Genomic DNA, 395 nt, shown 5'->3' with positions numbered 1-395 from the left:
ACTGGATCCTTGAAGGCTACCGTAGTACCTGCTGGAAGTTCAGACAGGTTGGCAATGGAATCTTCTGCCTTCGGTGTAGAACCTGGCTCAACTGTTTGATCCTTAGCGACTGGAGTATTCTTATCTGCATCTGTTGCAGACTTAGATACCTTAACGGTCACTGGGACTTCTTCACTCGAACCATCTGGGTAGGTTACCACTACTGTAGCTGGTTTATCGCCTTCACCTGTCGTGTCTACTGGATCCTTGAAGGCTACCGTAGTACCTGCTGGAAGTTCAGACAGGTTGGCAATGGAATCTTCTGCCTTCGGTGTTGATCCTGGCTCAACTGTTTGATCCTTAGCGACTGGAGTGTTCTTATCTGCATCTGTTGCAGACTTAGATACCTTAACGGT

1 protein-coding gene is annotated in these 395 nt (G+C 47.8%); it reads right to left on the bottom strand.

The genetic code is table 11. The features are described from left to right. Positions 1-395, bottom strand: a 395-nt coding sequence (locus tag E5983_RS10275; protein WP_269148556.1) for a Rib/alpha-like domain-containing protein, incomplete at both ends; no start/stop codon positions are given.

This window comes from Streptococcus danieliae, assembly GCF_009767945.1.
GTDB classification, from domain to species: Bacteria; Bacillota; Bacilli; order Lactobacillales; family Streptococcaceae; genus Streptococcus; species Streptococcus danieliae.
Note: the sequence above shows the minus strand (reverse complement) of the source record. Positions and strands in the feature narration are given on the sequence as shown.